The 781-nt window shown below is 48.3% G+C and carries 1 protein-coding gene; it reads left to right on the top strand.

Features of this window, described 5'->3' with window-relative positions; translation table 11 throughout:
* Window positions 1-76: 76 nt before the first annotated feature.
* On the top strand, window positions 77-781 hold a 705-nt coding region (locus tag AB4585_RS14680), incomplete at its 3' end, for an IS66 family transposase zinc-finger binding domain-containing protein (protein ID WP_372170116.1).

The following is a 781-nucleotide window of genomic DNA, read 5'->3' as shown; positions in this document are numbered from 1 at the left end:
ATTTTACAATGAGTTAATCGAGAATAAAGCCTTATTCTCCAAGCGTTAACGGCACGATTTTAGTATAATCAATGCTATGAAAAAGACGCCAAATATCAACCCAGAAAGCCAAGATGTTGCCGAGCTACAAGCGATGGTAGCTGCTCTGATGTCGGAGAAAAATGAGTGGAAACAAGAGCGCCAATCGCTGCTTGAACAACTCAAACTCGCCTTCGACCGTCAGTTCGCGAAACGCTCGGAGGCATTAAAGCCTTACGATGAATCACAAGGTGACCTCTTCAACGAAGCGGAGTGTGAAGCCGTTAAAGAAGACGAGGTTGAGGTGACAACCACGACCACAACGAAAAAGCGCGGTAAACGTAAACCTCTGCCTAAGACCTTGCCTCGTGAGGTTATCGAACTTGATGTAGACGACCATGAAAAGCAGTGCGCTTGCTGCAATCATAGCCTGCATAAAATCGGTGAAGACCGCAGCGAGAAGCTAGAGTTCACGCCAGCGGTACTCAAAGTGTTGGAATATGTTCGTCCTAAGTACGCTTGCCGCCAGTGCGAGAAAACAGGTGACAGCAGCCGTATCGTTCAGAAGCCATCCCCTCAGAGTCTCATCCCTAAAAGCTTCGCCACAGAAAGCTTGCTGACCAACATCATTCTTGGCAAATACCAATACGCGATGCCACTTTATCGCCAAGAATCGCTGTTTACCCAGTCGGGTATCGAGCTATCACGCACCACCATGGCAAGGTGGGTTATCCAAGTCAGTGAGAAGTTCGCCCCGCTGTAT

Origin of the sequence: Vibrio sp. 10N.222.49.C9, assembly GCF_041474985.1 — a bacterium.
GTDB classification, from domain to species: domain Bacteria; phylum Pseudomonadota; class Gammaproteobacteria; order Enterobacterales; family Vibrionaceae; genus Vibrio; species Vibrio crassostreae_C.
The sequence above is the reverse complement of the archived record's forward strand: the minus strand, read 5'-3'. Positions and strand labels throughout refer to the sequence as shown.